Below are 17,234 nucleotides of genomic sequence, written 5' to 3' on the forward strand. Positions count from 1 at the left end.
ATTTTTCATTGATTTTCAATCAGTTGGATGAAATGGCCCCTGCTTTGTGATTATGACAGGGAGTCTCTGCCAGCGAGCCTTTGCGATGAAACTGTTGTGGCATAAAATGAATGGCTGAATAGTTACGTATATTTGTATGTATATTGAAAAAATAGATAGTCCATCAGACTTAAAAAAGTTATCAAATAGTCAACTTGATATATTAAGTAATGAAATTCGCCAAACATTGTTGAAGAAATTAAGTGAGCATGGTGGCCATATAGGGCCCAATCTTGGGATGGTTGAGGCCACAGTTGCCTTGCATTATGTATTCAACTCACCTGTGGATAAAATCGTATTTGATGTATCTCACCAAAGTTATGTCCATAAAATGCTCACGGGACGTAAGGATGCTTTTCTTTATCCTGAAAAATATGATGATGTATCAGGTTATTCGGAACCGAGCGAAAGCAAACATGATTTCTTTGTCATCGGACATACCTCAACATCAGTCAGTTTGGCTACAGGTCTGGCAAAGGCACGTGACTTAAAAGGTGACAAAGAAAATATTATCGCAGTAATCGGTGATGGCTCGCTGAGTGGTGGTGAAGCATATGAAGGATTGAATAATGCAGCTGAACTAGGAACAAATATCATTATCATTGTAAATGATAATCAGATGTCCATTGCAGAGAATCATGGTGGAATATATAAAGATTTAAAACAACTGCGTGATACAGATGGAAAAGCGGAGTGTAATTTCTTTAAAGCATTCGGATTTGATTATTTATATGTTAAAGAAGGAAACAAAGTTCAATCGTTGGTTGATGCTTTTCAGAAGGTGAAGGATAGCGATCACCCGGTAGTTGTTCATATAAATACGGTAAAAGGGAAAGGATATAAATTTGCAGAGGAAAATAAAGAAAAATATCATGCCGGTGGTCCTTTCGATTTGACAACAGGTAAATGGAAATTTAGCAATAATGGCGAAAATTATAGTGACTTGACGGCGAAATATCTATTGGATAAGATGAAAGAGGATAGAACGATTGTTGCTATCTCGTCAGCCACTCCTACTGTTCTCGGATTCACCCAGGAACGAAGGAAAGAGGCCGGCAAACAGTTTGTAGATGTCGGTATTGCCGAAGAGCAGGCCGTAGCCATGGCATCAGCTATTGCAGCCAATGGAGCCAAACCGGTGTATGGTGTATTCAGCACGTTTATACAACGCGCATACGATCAACTCTCACAAGATCTGTGTATTAACAATAATCCAGCGTTAATCTTAGTTTACTGGGCTTCAATTTCTGCCATGAATGATGTGACTCATCTTGGGATTTTTGATATCCCATTACTTAGCAACATCCCAAATATGGTCTATTTAGCACCAACGAGCAAGGAAGAGTATTTTGCCATGATGAATTGGGGCATACAGCAAACTTCTCATCCTGTGGCAATACGTGTTCCATATTATGGTGGCGTAGTTTCAACAGGGGAGAATATTAATGAAAATTTTGGTCAATTGAATCGTTATAAAATAACCAAAAAGGGTTCTAAAGTTGCTATTTTGAGTTTAGGTTCATTTTATCAATTGGGAGAATCGGTAGTTGAAAAATTAAAAGATAAAATGGATATAGATGCTACGTTGATAAATCCTAGATATATAACAGGATTAGACACTGAAGTATTAGATGGTTTGGAAAAAAATCATGAGGTAGTTGTAACCCTTGAGGATGGTGTGTTAGACGGCGGTTTTGGAGAGAAAATAGCAAGATATTACGGACCGACAAATATGAAGGTTCTTAATTTCGGAATAAAGAAGGAATTTATTGATCGTTATTCTGTGGATGAAGTTTTTAAAGAGAACCATTTGACAGCACCTCAGATCGTAGATGAGATATTAAGTACGCTTTGAGATGATTAGTCGTATATGTAAAACCATTTGGATAAAACTATAATATGGATAGTATAGTTAATAAAACTGATGAGGATCAGAAGGGAATAAAAACTTTAATCGTATATTACTCATTAGGTGGAAATACTAAGGGCATAGCACAAAATATTCAAAAAATATTAGGTGTAGATATTGCAGAGATAGAACCTTTAGTACCCTATACTGGCTCTTATGATGATATTGTTGAGCAAGGCAAATACGAGGTAGATAATCACATAAAACCTGCGATTAAACCATTAGAAATTAAGGTTGCAGATTATCAGAGAATTATCATCGGAACTCCTACATGGTGGTATACAATGGCTCCGGTTGTTTCCACTTTTCTCACTTCCAATCATTGGAAAGGAAAAATAGTCGTCCCCTTCGTAACGAATGCCGGTTGGCCAGGAACAGCTATTAAAGATATAAAAGCTGCTTGCAAGGGTGCTATCTTCGCTAACGAAAAGGAAATGTGTTTTCATTCTTCAGACCAGCATGGGATGATAATATTCCAAAGGGAGGTTGCGGATTGGATAATAAGAATGAAGTAGTAATATCGTATAAAGATAAAAAAAAGATACCAAGAGCTGGTATGACTACATACGATTGAAAAAGAAATATCACGGCATTTATATATTGAAGCCCAAGAGAAGCATTGATTATGAAGTCAGGTTCTTTGAAACGGATAGATGTACAGAGTTGTTTTTGCTTTGCTATTTCAAATATACTACAAAATTTTTCCGCTCGCACCCTCTCCATCAATATTTTGAAAAACAAGGCGGAAGCTTTCGCAAGGCAATAGAGAATTCCAATTCATCTCTTAGAGGTAAGCACAAGAGGGAAAGGGACTACACCTATTCAGAAATGGGGAAGATGTTCGAAATGCTGGGTATAAATTCAGATTTCTGCTATTTTTTAGATCAGAATGAGTAATTAAGGTCCCACTGAATAAGTTGATTTAACATTTATTTCATTGATTAGTAAGATAGATGGCGTATTGTTTTGTTAATTAACTGGAAGTTAGTAACTTTGAATGTTAAAGTAAGCAGAAATGAGGTTCAACTCATAAAATCTGGAGTTGAAACTTGATACATTTAAGTCTTCTCTTGAAGGTCTGTCGAATGGCCCTTGATCCTTCACTTTTGTGACTGCCATTATTGAAATGATAAAATCATCGAAATAATCCCGGCAAATACCATGATTATTAGAAATCAAATTCTGATAGCTAAGAAAACCTTGGCTCTCGTTATCGCTTGATGACGAGAATCCAGTGGGGCCTATATCCTGTTTTGAAATGATTTCTTTTGCGTTTATTTTATGAATGTGTTTAATCTAAAAAAAATTATTATGGTAAATAAAGGCTTGATAAGTGGTTTTATCTTTTCTGTTTTTGCCATGGTTTGCGGATACGGACAAACGAAGGTGAATATACCGACAATACGGGTCAATTCTCTCGGTTTCCTTCCAGGTGCGACTAAGGAAGCCACGCTGACCGATAATGCCGATTCTTTTTATGTTTGTAATGCTGTGAATCGCAAGGTCGTGTTTAGTGGCAGGACAACCCCTGCGGTATATCAGAAAGATGTGAATCAAACGGTACGGATAGCCGATTTCTCTGCCGTATCGAAAAAAGGAACTTATTATCTGGAAACGTCTGGAAAAGGTCGTTCCGTCGTTTTTCCAATTAATAAGAGGGTTTATGACGATGCATATAGGGTAACTATGCGAGCTTTTTATCTGTGGCGTTGTGGTATGAATGTTTCGGGAACTTTCAATGGCGTCTGTTATAAGCATGGTGCCTGCCATCTCGATGATGGTTACGAAGATTATATCGGCTGGCCGGGGCGTAAGAGAAATGGTGTGGGAGGCTGGCATGATGCAGGCGATTATGGAAAGTATGTAGTGAATGCAGGTGTTACCATGGGCATTCTGTTTATGGTATGGGAACATTTCGGACCGACAATAAACAAAATTCGATTGAATTTACCCCGAACAGCTCCCGGTTATCCTGAATTTCTGGAAGAGTTGAAATGGGAGACAGATTGGCTGCTTAAGATGCAATATCCCGACGGTTCGGGTAGAGTATCGCACAAACTTACGAGAACAAACTTTGCGGACTTTATTATGGCTGATAAGGATGAGGGGGAGCGTTATTTCGCGGACTGGACTTCGGCTGCCACGGCGGACTTCGTCGCTGTGCTGGCTCGTGCGGCTCGGGCATTCGGACCTTATGATAAGGCTTATGCTCTAAAATGTTTGAATGCAGCTGTTCTCAGTTACAATTTTTTGCGTAAGAATCCTGATAATAAAACGTATGTCAATCCCGATTTCAAAACAGGCGGATATGAAACCGATGACAAAGATGATCGCCTTTGGGCTGCCGCTGAAATGTGGGAGACAACAGGCAAAAGGGTATATTTGAAAGATTTTGAAGAAAGAGCTGGAGAAATGAACTATAAAGTTGAGGCGGACTGGGATTTTGGAACTGTCTCAAATCTTGGAATGTTCACTTATCTTTTGTCCGGCAGGCAGGGGAAGAATGCAACCGTGGAACGTGCTATTCGTGCCAATACGATAAAAACGGCCGATGCGATCGTCAATACCGCAAGAAAAGATGTTTACCGGCGACCTTTGGGTGGTATATATTATTGGGGATGTAACGGTACGGTGGCACGGCAGGCTGTGAATCTTTATGTAGCCAGTGCTCTGGCTAAAAATAGAAAATATACTGAAACAGCTTTGGATATTATCGGACATTTATTGGGGCGTAATTATTACGGCCGTTCCTATGTGACGGATGTCGGTGTGAATCCGCCAATGCATCCACATGACAGACGTTCGGCTTCCGATGGGATAGAAGCACCGTGGCCGGGCTATCTGGTAGGCGGTGGATTGACTGCGACGGACTGGGTTGACGAACAGGCAAATTATTCTCACAATGAGATTGCCATTAACTGGCAGGCTCCCTTGGTATTCGTATTGGCATGGTTTGTAATCAGATAGTCAGTCTCATTCCGCAATAGAGTTTGTGGACATGGTCACCCAAAGCCTTTTTGAGTTCGTGATAGGCAGTTTTCCCCGTACAGTGACCTATGTAAAGGTTTATGTCCGGGTAGTTTCTCTTTAGAGTATCTGCTATCGCTTTTACGTCGTCTCGTTTTTCCGGTTCGAGATCGATAAGGTGCAATCCTCCTATAAAGGCGTTTACCCTGGATATCCCAGTGGATACGACACATGACTGGATGATGTTCAGTATTCCTCCGTGTGAACAAGAAGATACAATAGTCAGTGCACCGTCTTTCTCAATAGCCAGGGCGATTTCATCGTCTGCCAGATAAGGACCTTCTCCAGTCCCCTTGTCTACAGACAGAAATCGGTTACCTTCAGGAACCGGATGGACTTTCTGCTTTGTGAATACGAGTTTGATATGATCATTGAGACGATAGTCATCATGAATGAAATGAAAGCGAGACAGATATGTGTTTATTGTACCTTGAGGAGGACTCAGGTTTACAATAGTCGGATGCCGATGGGAAAAATATTGGTATTTGATAATCTTTTCAGATGCAATAACAGATGCTTTCCTGTTCTGTGACAGGAAAATAGGTAATCCACCAGTGTGGTCGGCATGGCCGTGTGACAGGATGAGGGTATCAATGTCTTTTACCTGAAGACCAAGCAAGCGGGCATTGTGAGCCCACAGGTCGGATGCCCCCGTATCCAGCAGGTATCTGGCTGACTTGTCTTCAATATAGATTGACAGACCATGTTCTGAAGACATCCCTGGAACCGTGTCTGACAGGTGGTTGTCCACCAGGATCGTTATTTTCATTGATAAAAAGGAATAGATGGAAAAGAGAAGTGCCTCGTCATTATAGATGGCGAACTATAAAGGCGGAAGGCACTTCCTTACTGTTAAACTCACTTGACTATTCGGTCATTTATTCTCTTCATGGTTTCTTGAGTGATGGTTGCAACTGTTGACACCGCTTTTCAGTGTTCCCTGAATGTAGTCTTGTGCCAGGTCTGCTGCTGTTTTTACCGGTACTCCCGTATAGAGTTGTATGCCGTTTTGACGGAACAGGTCCTGTGCCTTTTCGCCCATTCCGCCGGCGATGACACATTGGACACCTAAACTCTTCATCCATTTGGGATACAGTCCGGGTTGATGTTCCGGAGGAGTAATTTCCTGCTCTTCTTTGATTTTGTTATTATCAATTACAGCTACGTAAAATTTCTCACAGTGTCCGAAATGGGCACAGAGTTTACCTTTTTCTACAGGTATAGCAATCTTTTTTTCCATATTGTTTTAATGATGAAGTAAGTGAATGATTTCTTTTAAAGTATATTTCTCTTGAGGGATGATCAACTGTATGGAGGCGTCAGAGGCAAGGGCCTTAAGTTTAAGACCGAAGTTGCCGGATATGATTTTCTCGACGTTCTGATTTTGCAACAGTTTGAATGCTGCAGGTCCGGCACCTTCCGCCAGTGATCCGGCAGTGTTTCTGATGAAGGTCACAGACTGGTCCGTACTGTCGTAGAGGGCAAAGAATCGGCACCTTCCAAAACGGGAGTCCACCTCACTTGAGAGGGTGTTGTCTTTACTGCATATTGCAATCTTCATATCTGCGTTTTCCTTTCCTGCCTGTTCTTCCCGGGCATCTTGACTTTTTCCGATTACTTCCGCAACAAACTTGCAGAGGGGCCTGCAAGTTGTCTGTATGTGGATCTTCCGGAGTCTCTTCAATGTCCTTGCTCCCACACAGAGGGCACATCGTGTCTCCTTCCTGCTGTTTCGTGAAAGAACAATGGCAGTGATTGCATCTCATCCATTCGTGATTGATCTCTATTTTTCCTCCTTCTATGATCAACTGATGCCCCTCTACGATAGCTGTCGCCACTTTATTCCGCGCTGACATGCATATCCGTGTCAGCGTAGGCCTCGACACTCCCATCAGTCTTGCTGCTTCACACTGGTTGTACCTGCCATAGTCACAAAGTCGTAGGGCCTCATATTCCTCGAAGAGAAGGAATATGGCATCAGATCTCTTGACGGGACCGGCCATTCCGTATGGCTTGAGTCCGGAGATGATGGGCTTATCTGCTATTTTTCTTATTGTCTTGGGTCTTGGCATAAGGATATTCTTTTCAATTCTTTTGCAAATATAATGAACAAATGTTCATAAAGAATGCGATTTGATCTTTTTTAATATGATTTAACGAGACCGTTGGCGTTGAAGGAAAAGAGGGGGGCCGAGGGCTTGTGAAAAGGTTCCGTGCTTTCCGGAGGCGGAGTGAATGGTCTTTGAGTGACGGATGGCCATGGGCAGGAGGGAAGGAAAAAGGCAATAATTTATAAAAAGGGAAAAAGATAAGGATGGAATAGGCAGAGGATGAATGTTTTTTTGTATTTTTGCAGATGTATATGAAATCATTAGGTCTTATGAAATATCAATTGAGAAAGTTTTTCTTGTTCGTTGCCTTGTTTTCCTGTACTTTTATGATGGCTCAAGGAACATTGAACTGGCGCGATATTTACACGGTAAAGAAAAAGGATACCGTTTTCGGTATTGCCAAGAAATATGGTATCAGTCTGCCGGACTTGATGGATGCTAATCCGGAAATGAAATTGGAAGGGTACTCCTTGAAGAAAGGGGATACCATTTTTATTCCTTATGAAAAGGGGCAGACCAAGACGGGCCAGAATACGGTCTCTGGGACTTCTCCTCAAGCGGCAGTATCGTCCAATAGCCAGGTTTCTTCAAAAGTCAGTCAAGGCAGTGTGATCCGTGTGGGAATTATGCTTCCTTTGCATAATAATGATGGAGACGGCAAGCGGATGATCGAGTACTATAGAGGATTATTGCTGGCAGTGGATAATTTGAAGCAACAGGGTATTTCTGTCGATATTCATGCGTGGAATGTTCCCGTAGATGCCGATATTCGTCGCACCCTGCTGGAGAAGGGGGCTAGTCAGTGTAATCTGATTTTTGGTCCTTTATATTCCAATCAGGTGGCACCCTTGGCTTCGTTTTGCAAGACGTATGGGATTAAACTTGTGATTCCCTTTTCCATTACAGGGAGTGAGGTGACAGTGAATCCGCAGGTATATCAGGTCTATCAGTCTCCCGATGTCCTGAACAGAAAGGCGGTGCAAGCCTGTCTGAACCGTTTCCCCAATGGCCATCCTGTTTTTATTGACTGTAAGGATGCTTCTTCTGATAAGGGTGCTTTTACGCAAGAGCTGAGACAGGAGCTGGATAAGAAACATATCAAGTATGGCCTGACAAGTCTGGTTACTCCGTTGAACGATTTCGTGAAATCATTTGACCGTACCAGGCAGAATGTGGTCATTCTCAATACCGGCCGTTCTCCACAACTGAATGAAGCCATTGACAAATTGGATGCCATGACTGCCAAATATCCCGGTTTCGGAATTTCTCTGTTCGGATATACGGAATGGCTGATCTATGCGCCATACGATCTGGAGAAGTTCTACCGTTATGATACCTATATTCCTACCACCTTCTATTATAACCCTGCCAGTGAAAAGACAATAGAACTGGAAAAGGCTTATCAGGGTTGGTTTGGTACAGAGATGATGCCTGCGGGGCTGCCCCGTTTCGGTATTACGGGTTACGATCAGGCTGAATTCTTCTTGAGGGGCTATCATCAGTATGGGAAGCATTTTACAGGAGCCCGCGGGCAGAGCAGCTATCAACCCGTTCAGACTCCCCTTCGCTTTCAGAGAGTGGGCAAGGGTGGTTATCAGAACGATAGTTTTCAGTTGATTCATTATCAATACAATCACACCATCACCTCCATAGCCTATTAAAGTATGAAAGCAAGAATCCTTCTTATCAGCATGTTCTGTTGTCTGTTCTCTCTTGCCCATGCCCAGATCGGCCAGCATCGGGACGATCTCTCTCTGGGATTCAACGGGGGATATATCCTGAGCACTGTGGGGTTCAACCCGAGTGTGTCCCAGAATAATCATGGAGGCATTACGGGAGGACTGTCTTTCCGGTATACTTGTGAAAAGTATTTCAATACGATCTGTTCCGTATATGCCGAGGTCAACTATGCTTCGCTCGGATGGGAGGAGAATATTGTGGATATAAAGGATGCGGCAGTGATTGATCCTGAGACTAATAAAAAGCAGCAATACAGCCGGACAATCAATTATGTCCAGATTCCTTTCCTGGCCCATCTGGCTTGGGGGAGGGAGAAAAAGGGCATGCAGTTTTTCGTTAATGCGGGGCCTCAGTTAGGTTTCTATCTCAGTGAGTCAACGAAGAGTAATTTTAATCTCGGGGATGAGATTTCCCGTATCAAGAAGGGGACTACCAAGCGTTCGAATACGATTTGGGCACAGGATACCATGTCAGTAGAAAACAAACTCGATTATGGTATTGCCGCCGGAATAGGTGCGGAGTATACTGTCCCTCATGCAGGGCATTTCCTCCTGGAGGCTCGTTATTATTATGGATTGGGGAATATCTACGGTGATTCGAAGAGGGATTATTTCGGGAAGAGCAATTATGGAAACATCGTCATCAAGTTTTCCTGGCTCTTCGATATTACCCGTACGAAGAAATAAAATGCTTGGGAAGATCTCTCCGGGAGTTCTGGGAGGGATGTTTCTCGATTAGTGAAAGTATATAGATAAAGGGGACCAGCCACAGTATGGTGAGTCCCCTTTGTTATTTGTGATGGGCACAGGTCCGTCTTATTTCTCCTGGTTGACAATTTCCGGAATGGCCGTGCCCATGCACGAGTTAGGCATCTGGATGTGCAGCATTGTGCAGACGGTAGGTGCTATATCCGTCATCTGTACTGGCTCAGCGGTCTCTCCGTGATGGATATGCCATCCCATGAAAACTAATGGGATGTGGGCATCGTAAGGGTTCCATTCTCCGTGGGATGATCCTTTATAAGCAGGTGACGGTTTGCTTACTCCATAGTATCCGGCGCGTGGGATTACCGTAATCTCACCACTGCGCTGGCGATTGTAACCATTGATGATACGTTCCTTGAGGATCTTGGGGATCGCCATTTCTGCCACGTGTTCATTGTCTACGGCATAGATGAACATGGGATCCTTGTTGAGGAAGTTTACGGACTCATCAATTACGTCCTGCTTCTTCAGTCGGTGTGAGGCGATGATCGAATCATTGAAATAAAACTGATAGTTGTCTTCGAACATGACAGGGGAGATGCCGAATTTTCCTTGCAGATCGTTATTGAGCTGCCGTGTAGTGGCATCATAATCCCATCCGCCTCCCGGTATCCTGTGCTCGTTCATGAAGTTGTAGTTGTGTACTGCCCCGTGGTCTGCCGTGAGGAAGAGCAGGTAATTGCCTTTTCCCACTTCCTGGTCCAATGTGCGCAGGAAGTCTGCCAGGTCCTTGTCCAGTTCCATATAAACTTCATAATTCTCTTTTCCACGTGTGCTGTAGGCATGCCCTATGGCATCTGTGGAAGAGATGCTCAGCGTGAGCAAGTCGGTGACCTCATGCTGACCGAGGCCTTCATTTTTCAGGGCCGCCTTGGCCAAATCGAAACTGTAGTCCACGCCGATTTTCGTGGTGGTCTTGATGTCGAAATTGGGAGATGTATGATGGTCTTTGTTGAAGTCGGTTACCCATTCCGGGAGTTGTTTCATATAGTAAGTACTGCTCACATAATGTCCGGCAGACTGGTCCCACCAGTAAGCGGCATCGGCGCTTTGGCCCGCCGGAAGGATTGCTGCACGGTCTTTGAGTGAGATACCGATGACTTTGGACTTGAAGTCGTCTGCGGTCTTGAGCACGTCTCCTATGGTTGTGCACCACATGTTATGAGGGGACATCTGACTGTCCCAGTCGTTACTGCCCAGTCCCTTGACGGTGTTATCGGAGCAGCAGTATACGTTCTTGTCATTGATCGCAAAATAGTTGCCTGCGATCCCGGACAAGGCCGGTGTTGCACCTGAGAAAATAGCGGAATGGCCTACGGCTGTAACACTGGGAATATACGGGAGCATGGTGTTCTCGCAACTGTACCCTTCGCTAAGGAGGCGTTTGAGGCCGTCATTACCGAATTTGTCATAGTAGTAATACAAATAGTCCCAGCGCATCTGGTCAATGACGATGCCGACAACCAGTTTGGGACGTTCAATCTGTGCACCGGCGGTCAGAGCCATCAGAAGGCATAAAACTGAAAGGAATAATTTTTTCATAAATCTGAATTTGATTTTTAAATCTGAATTTGTACGGCAAATATACGAAAAATACGGAGAGGCTGATCGTCATGAATTGATTTTCCGGTTATTGTCAAAGGAACTTCATCTTTTTGTAATGTGATTCGCCTTTATTCCTGTCGGCTTGCCGAAAATTCTACTAAAAAAGACGGTTTTCCTGCACCTTGGTTTGCTGTGATCGCTGCCGATGATCACCTCTATGCACCATAGAGACTCTCTCTATGTACCATTGGGGCTGTCTCAATGCACCATTGCGTATTTCTCTATGTACCATCGGGATCTTCCATAGGCTTAATAACGTTGGGCATGATGCACGGTACGGGAGAGGATCAAGGCTTTTGAAGATCTCCATGTGTTTTGAATAATTGCGTGAGGGTGGGCAAGGAGACATGAAAAAAGGGGGAACTTTGATCAAAGTTTCCCCCTTGGAAAAGAGTATTCTCTTTTATTTCTTGATATTGGCTTGTTCGAGGCCATAATGTTTCTTCCCGTCCAGGATGCGGAGGATTACTGCAAGGACGATAGAGGCAATGCCGAAACTGGCAAAGATCCACATCGTGCTGGTAAAGTTGACGTTGCCGTTTTTCGTGTTGGCCTGGAGGACATTACCAATCAGCATCGGGACCAGGGTAAGACCAATATTCTGGATATAGAACGTAATGGCATAAGCAGATCCCAACTGTTTCATGGGGATGATCTTTGGCATGGAGGGCCACATCGCACTGGGTACCAGGGCGAAGGCGATGCCCAACAGGATCATGAGGACGATAGCAAATGCTCCTGTGTTGAGGATAGGTAATGCGAAGCAGACATGTACAGCCGTCAGGAGCACTGACCCGATGATCATGAGCGTGGCACCCTTTCCGATCCGGTCATAGATGGAACCGAAGATAGGGGTAAGGAAGATTGTGCCGAAGGGAAGGATGGCCGGGATCATTCCGGCAAAATCAGGATTCACATTGTATTTGGCAATCATCAACTTGGTAGCGAATTTCAGGAAGGGGAATACGGCACTGTAAAACAACAGGCACAGCAGTGCGATCAACCAGAATCCCGGATTGGTAAAAATGGCCTTCAGGTCCTTGATCTTGAATCCCTCTTCCTCTTCTTCCTCCTTTGATTTCAAGGCGGCAATGGACTTGTTCAACTTGGTGTCCATGATCACGTACACGAGGAAAGCAAGTAGTCCAATGACCAGCAGGAGAACGCCGAAGAGTACCGGTGAGGCTACGTTATTATAGTGATGGGCAATGATCGGGCTGAGTCCCAGGGCGCCAGCAGTGCCCAGACGGGCCATGCCGACCTGAATTCCCATGGCCAGTGCCATACTGTAGCCGTTGAACCATTTGGCAATGATCTTGGAGACGGTGATCCCACACATCTCACAGCCTACACCGAAGATGGCAAATCCGAGTGATGCAATCCACACCTGCAGTTTGTAGTCCACGCCCAGAATACTCAGGGTGTGATCGGGAGTAATAAACTGCAAGGAATAAAATTTGATGAAAGCACCGATAACCATCAGCGAGCTGGCCAGGACACCGGTGAAGCGTACTCCCATTTTATCCAGGATGATGCCACTGAAGAAGAGCATTAACAGAAAGACGTTGATCAGCCCGTAAGAGCCGGCAAAAAAGCCATATTCGGAACTGGACCAGCCTAAGCCGAAGCCTCCGCTGGCGACTGGTGTCTCCAGCATATCCTGCAGAGGTGACATGACGTCGGTGAGGAAGTAACCCATCATCATGGTGAAGGATACGATAAGTACTGCCGCCCACCTTGCACCGGCAGAGTCGCTGAGTTTCTTTTGAATTTGTGCTACCATATTATTTCTTTCTTATTAATTGTATTTGTTGAGTTGTGTTCAAATCTCAACTCTTGATATAGAAATTCATTTCTGTTTCAGGAATATCTATTTTTTTAGCCAACGGTCAAGCCAGTTGAAGAATGTCCTTTGCCAGAGAATCCCGTTCTGTGGCTTTAATACCCAGTGGTTCTCATCAGGGAAGAGTAGGAGTTCAGCAGGGATTCCCTTCATGCGGGCAGCGTTGAAAGCACCCATCCCCTGAGTATAGGGGATACGGTAATCTTTTTCCCCGTGGATGCACAGGATAGGGGTGTCCCAGTTGGCTACTGCTAGATGGGGGCTGTTCTCATAAGTTCTTGCTGCGTTAGCCGTACGGTCTTTATTCCAGTAGGCATCGTCATATTCCCAATTGGAGAACCAGTCCTCCTCCGTGTCGGTATACATGCTTTCAAGGTTGAAAGCACCGTCATGTGCGATAAAGCATTTGAAGCGTTTGTCGTGATGGCCTGCAAGGTAGTATACGGAGAATCCTCCGAAGCTGGCGCCTACACATCCTAAACGGTCCTTGTCCACATAAGGCAAGTTAGCACTTGCATCATCTATTGCGGAAAGATAGTCCTTCATGCACTGTCCCGTCCAGTCTCCGCTGACCTCTTCGTTCCAGGCAGACCCGTAACCGGGGAGTCCACGGCGGTTGGGGGCAACGATGACATAACCATGGGCGGCCATGATCTGGAAATTCCAGCGATAGCTCCAGAACTGTGATACCGGACTTTGCGGGCCGCCTTCGCAGTAGAGGAGGGTGGGGTATTTCTTCGCCGGATCAAAATGAGGCGGAAGGATGATCCATTCCTGTTCTTCTTTCCCGTCAGTTGTCTTCACCCATCTTTCCCGTACTTCACCCATTGAAAGTTGGTCAAGGATCGCTTTGTTCTCATCGGTGATCTGACTAACTTTCGCTTTCTTAGCCTTTCTTTCCGGCGTGACAATATAAATGTCGTCCGGGTGGGAGATGCTGTGCCTTGTAGTCAGCAGTTTTCCGGTGTTTCCCAGCATCTGCAGGGACCCATAATCATTCCATCCCTCAGTGAGTTGGCTGACTTTTCCCTGCAGACTGGTCCTGTAAAGGTTCACGCAAGCGTGCCAGCAGGCCATGAAGTAAAGTGTTTTCGAATCATTGCCCCACGTGAAAGCATCCACGTTGGTATCAAAACTTTCCGTGACATATCTCTTGGCGCCAGTAGTCAGATTGTAAACGCACAGGCGGTTACGGTCACTCTCATAACCATCACGTTTCATGCTCTGCCAGGCAATATATTTGCCATCGGGGGAGAATTGCGGGTTTTCATCATAGCCTACATTTATATCTCCCGGCTGATGGTTGACAGCCTGGTTGCGCATGCTCTTTGTCGGGTCTATTGCCGGTTCTTTATATCCGGCCGGCTTGCACAGATTCTTTGTCTGTCCTGTAGCAATATTGTATAGATAGATGTCTGCATCCGTAGAGGTCGCATACGCTACGCCGGTTTTCTTCTTGCAGGTATAGGCGATGTCCTTTCCGTCAGGGCTCCAGGCCAGTTCTTCTATTCCTCCCCATGGAGCCAGCGGACATTCGTAAGGTTCGCCGTCAAGAATATCAGTGCCCTCGTCTATGCCTGAAGAGGTCACCTGTGCCAGAAAAGGATGATCGATAGTCTCTACGTAATGATCCCAGTGCCGGTAGTTGAGGTCTGTGATGATCCGTCCCGTTGCCAGGGGCAGGTCGGCGGGATCTTTCTGGATACTTCCATGATAAGGAATGCTCTTGATGAGAAGGACCTGCCGGCCATCAGGAGAGAACTTGAATCCTTCGATGCTGATCTTCGAGTGGGTGAGTTGTTTGCGGTCTGTCCCATCACTGTTCATGCTCCATAACTGACCGTCGCGGAGGAATGCTATCTTCCGGTTGTCCAGCCATGCCCCATCGGTCTCGTCAGCCCGGTCCTCAGTCAGTTGTTTCTTGTTCAGGCCGTCAGCATCCATGACGAAGAGCATCTGATGACCCTTGTTCTCTTTCACACTATAGTAGCCCACCTGGTAGACCACCTTCTCTCCATCAGGAGAAGCCTGGACTGTTCCTATCCGGCCCATGGCCCAGAGAGCTTCCGGGGTCATCAGGTCACTTGAGAGCCGGATCTCGTTCTTTCCAATCATTGTTTGTGCATTCAGACTACCACATGCCATCAATATGGCAGCAGCGAGTAAAATCGTTTTATTCATAGAATATGATTTTAATCACAGGCGGAGTGAACAGATCTTCACTCCGCCTGTGATTCCGGATATTAAAGTTTCTTTTTCTTTTCTTCCAGTTCAGCCCGTTTCCGTTGCATATCCTGCTGCTGCTGCATTTGCATCTGCTGCATAGCCTGCAGGCGGGCGGCGAAACCACCGGTGGATTTCTTCGGACTTGCCGCATTCTTGTTATAATGGGCTTCAAGAATGCTGAGCAGTTTCTTGTCGTTGGTCGTCTTCCTCAGCGTATACATGATGATTGCACTGAAGGCCAGACTGATGAAGTAATAGAAATTCAATCCTGAAGAATAGTCATTGAAGACAAAGAAGAAGAAGAGAGGCATCAGGTACATCATCCATTGCATCATCTTCATCTGGTCAGCCTGTTGTCCCACCATCTGGTCTTTCTGCAATTGCATCGTGAACCAACTGTAGACGATCTGTGCGATACAAAAGAGGATGCAGGTCAGTGACAGGTGATCACCGATGAGCCACAAGTTCTTGTTCCATTCTATGATCGGGTCAAAAGTACTCAGGTCGTGCATCCATAAGAAACTCTGTCCCCGCAACTGGATGGCATTCGGGACAAAGTTGAACATGGCTATCCAGATAGGAGCCTGGACGAGGACAGGCAGGCAACCAGACAAGGGACTGACACCATATTTGGCATATTCCGACATCATCGCCTGCTGCTTCATCATCTGGTCTTCAGGCTTGTTATACTGTTTGGTCGCTTCATCCAACTTGGGTCTCAGCACTCGCATCTTGGCTGAGCTCATATAACTCTTCTTGACCATAGGATAAGTGATTACCTTCAGCAGCAGGGTGATGAGAATCAGGACGATGCCCATCGGGAAGATCTTACTCAGCCAGTCGAACACATAGATGGTAAACCATCTGTTGATCACCCTGAACAGAGGCCATCCTAGATAGATCAGGCGCTGCAACTGGAGTTTATGGCCGAACGTGCTCTCTTTTTCAACATGTTGGAGGAGTTGGAAATCGTTAGCACCAAAATAGAATTCAAATTCAGAAGGCCTTTTGCCCGTCGGATCAAAGAATGTTTTCATCTTTGCCCCATATTGCTTCAGATAACCAGACCCTTTTTCCTGTGGGATGCTGGTCATGAGAGCATCCTCCTTGAAATTACTCTTGGAGATCATGACAGCACTGAAAAACTGATCTTTGAAAGCCACCCAGTCAATCGGTTCCTTGACCGGCTGGTCAATTTTCTCTTTCCCCTGGTTGATATAGTCCGTACCTCCATCAGCCTTGTGATAGGTGAGGCTGGCATACCGGTTTTCAAAAGAGAAGCCGCGTTCCTGCTGGCGGCAATGCTCTGACCAGTCAATGTCCATGAGGTCAGTATCCGGGGAAAAGAGATTGGCCATCCCCGTTGCCCGTAGGGTCATGTGAAGCATATAGTCCTTGCCCAGCCGATAAGTCATGATGATATATTTGCCTGTAGCTGCCTTGGCCGTCATCACGACGGTGGAATCCGTGACATCCGATGGGGTGAAATACAGATCGCTGGTGACAATATTTGCATCCTTAGCGGCCAGCATGAAATTCAGGCTCTGGTCCTTGACATCAAAGAGGGTTACATTTCGGGAATCCTGAGAACCATCCTTTACTTTCAGGTTATGGCCGATATAGCCTTTGATGATGGCCTTTTCCACAACCCCACCCTTGGTGTTGAAGGTAAGAGCCACCTTCTTGTTCTGAAGGACGATCTCCTGAGCTTTTCCTGCCAGTGCAGAGTGGAAGAGGGCAGTCGTATCCGCTTCTATTTTCTTCCTGGTTTCTGCTTGTTTCCTGGCGGCAGCAAATTGTGCCGTCTTGACAGCTTTGGCGCGCTGGACATTAGCGATTGAATCTTTTACGAAGGCAGCTCTCTGCTCTTTATCTGAAGGTCTTGCCCACCAGCTGAAACCTATCAGGACCACGGCAATAAGCACAAAGCCGATAATACTATTTTTATCCATTTATAGTTCGATATTGAA

13 protein-coding genes are annotated in these 17,234 nt (G+C 45.1%); 5 read left to right on the top strand and 8 right to left on the bottom strand.

Features of this window, described 5'->3' with window-relative positions:
* Positions 1 to 136 precede the first annotated feature (136 nt).
* The 3 genes from ACYRYG_RS10220 to ACYRYG_RS10230 all read left to right on the top strand — a co-directional run bounded on the left by ACYRYG_RS10220 (position 137) and on the right by ACYRYG_RS10230 (position 4,915).
* Positions 137 to 1,894: a 1-deoxy-D-xylulose-5-phosphate synthase gene (locus tag ACYRYG_RS10220; RefSeq protein ID WP_294077520.1), complete on the top strand. Its 1,758-nt coding sequence runs from the start codon at positions 137 to 139 to the stop codon at positions 1,892 to 1,894.
* Positions 1,895 to 1,938: 44 nt separating this feature from the next.
* Positions 1,939 to 2,463, top strand: coding sequence for a flavodoxin (locus ACYRYG_RS10225; RefSeq protein ID WP_460198085.1), 525 nt, complete (start codon positions 1,939 to 1,941; stop codon positions 2,461 to 2,463).
* Between the two features lie 796 nt (positions 2,464 to 3,259).
* On the top strand, positions 3,260 to 4,915 hold the full coding sequence (locus ACYRYG_RS10230) for a glycoside hydrolase family 9 protein (protein WP_460198087.1): 1,656 nt from the start codon (positions 3,260 to 3,262) through the stop codon (positions 4,913 to 4,915).
* On the opposite strand, the gene ACYRYG_RS10235 is transcribed toward ACYRYG_RS10230, so the two are convergent.
* From ACYRYG_RS10235 to ACYRYG_RS10250, 4 genes are all read right to left on the bottom strand, one after another.
* Positions 4,908 to 5,744 (bottom strand): MBL fold metallo-hydrolase, encoded by an 837-nt coding sequence (locus tag ACYRYG_RS10235; protein WP_293422322.1) that lies wholly within the window; start codon positions 5,742 to 5,744, stop codon positions 4,908 to 4,910. The genes ACYRYG_RS10230 and ACYRYG_RS10235 overlap by 8 nt on opposite strands.
* A gap of 105 nt (positions 5,745 to 5,849) precedes the next feature.
* On the bottom strand, positions 5,850 to 6,215 hold the full coding sequence (locus tag ACYRYG_RS10240; RefSeq protein ID WP_252760536.1) for a NifB/NifX family molybdenum-iron cluster-binding protein: 366 nt from the start codon (positions 6,213 to 6,215) through the stop codon (positions 5,850 to 5,852).
* A 6-nt stretch (positions 6,216 to 6,221) separates the two neighbouring features.
* Complete coding sequence (locus tag ACYRYG_RS10245) at positions 6,222 to 6,536, bottom strand: NifB/NifX family molybdenum-iron cluster-binding protein (RefSeq protein ID WP_252760535.1); 315 nt, start codon at positions 6,534 to 6,536, stop codon at positions 6,222 to 6,224.
* The gene (locus ACYRYG_RS10250; protein ID WP_293425691.1) at positions 6,514 to 7,047 is read right to left on the bottom strand and encodes a DUF134 domain-containing protein; all 534 of its coding nucleotides are present in this window, start codon (positions 7,045 to 7,047) and stop codon (positions 6,514 to 6,516) included. Before ACYRYG_RS10250 ends, ACYRYG_RS10245 begins: the two co-directional genes overlap by 23 nt.
* Positions 7,048 to 7,355: 308 nt before the next feature.
* On the opposite strand from ACYRYG_RS10250, the gene ACYRYG_RS10255 reads away from it, so the two are divergent.
* On the top strand, positions 7,356 to 8,747 hold the full coding sequence (locus ACYRYG_RS10255) for a PBP1 and LysM peptidoglycan-binding domain-containing protein (RefSeq protein WP_460198089.1): 1,392 nt from the start codon (positions 7,356 to 7,358) through the stop codon (positions 8,745 to 8,747).
* A 3-nt stretch (positions 8,748 to 8,750) separates the two neighbouring features.
* Positions 8,751 to 9,512, top strand: a complete 762-nt coding sequence (locus tag ACYRYG_RS10260; protein WP_293422331.1) for a porin family protein — start codon at positions 8,751 to 8,753, stop codon at positions 9,510 to 9,512.
* A 129-nt stretch (positions 9,513 to 9,641) separates the two neighbouring features.
* On the opposite strand, the gene ACYRYG_RS10265 is transcribed toward ACYRYG_RS10260, so the two are convergent.
* The 4 genes from ACYRYG_RS10265 to yidC form a co-directional block, all read right to left on the bottom strand.
* On the bottom strand, positions 9,642 to 11,132 hold the full coding sequence (locus ACYRYG_RS10265; RefSeq protein WP_460198091.1) for an alkaline phosphatase family protein: 1,491 nt from the start codon (positions 11,130 to 11,132) through the stop codon (positions 9,642 to 9,644).
* Between the two features lie 466 nt (positions 11,133 to 11,598).
* Positions 11,599 to 12,978: an MFS transporter gene (locus ACYRYG_RS10270; RefSeq protein ID WP_293419169.1), complete on the bottom strand. Its 1,380-nt coding sequence runs from the start codon at positions 12,976 to 12,978 to the stop codon at positions 11,599 to 11,601.
* A gap of 87 nt (positions 12,979 to 13,065) precedes the next feature.
* The gene (gene dpp5 / locus ACYRYG_RS10275) at positions 13,066 to 15,219 is read right to left on the bottom strand and encodes a dipeptidyl-peptidase Dpp5 (protein WP_460198093.1); all 2,154 of its coding nucleotides are present in this window, start codon (positions 15,217 to 15,219) and stop codon (positions 13,066 to 13,068) included.
* A gap of 62 nt (positions 15,220 to 15,281) precedes the next feature.
* Positions 15,282 to 17,216, bottom strand: a complete 1,935-nt coding sequence (gene yidC, locus ACYRYG_RS10280) for a membrane protein insertase YidC (RefSeq protein ID WP_293442895.1) — start codon at positions 17,214 to 17,216, stop codon at positions 15,282 to 15,284.
* Positions 17,217 to 17,234: the final 18 nt, after the last annotated feature.

Source organism: Segatella asaccharophila (assembly GCF_054687055.1).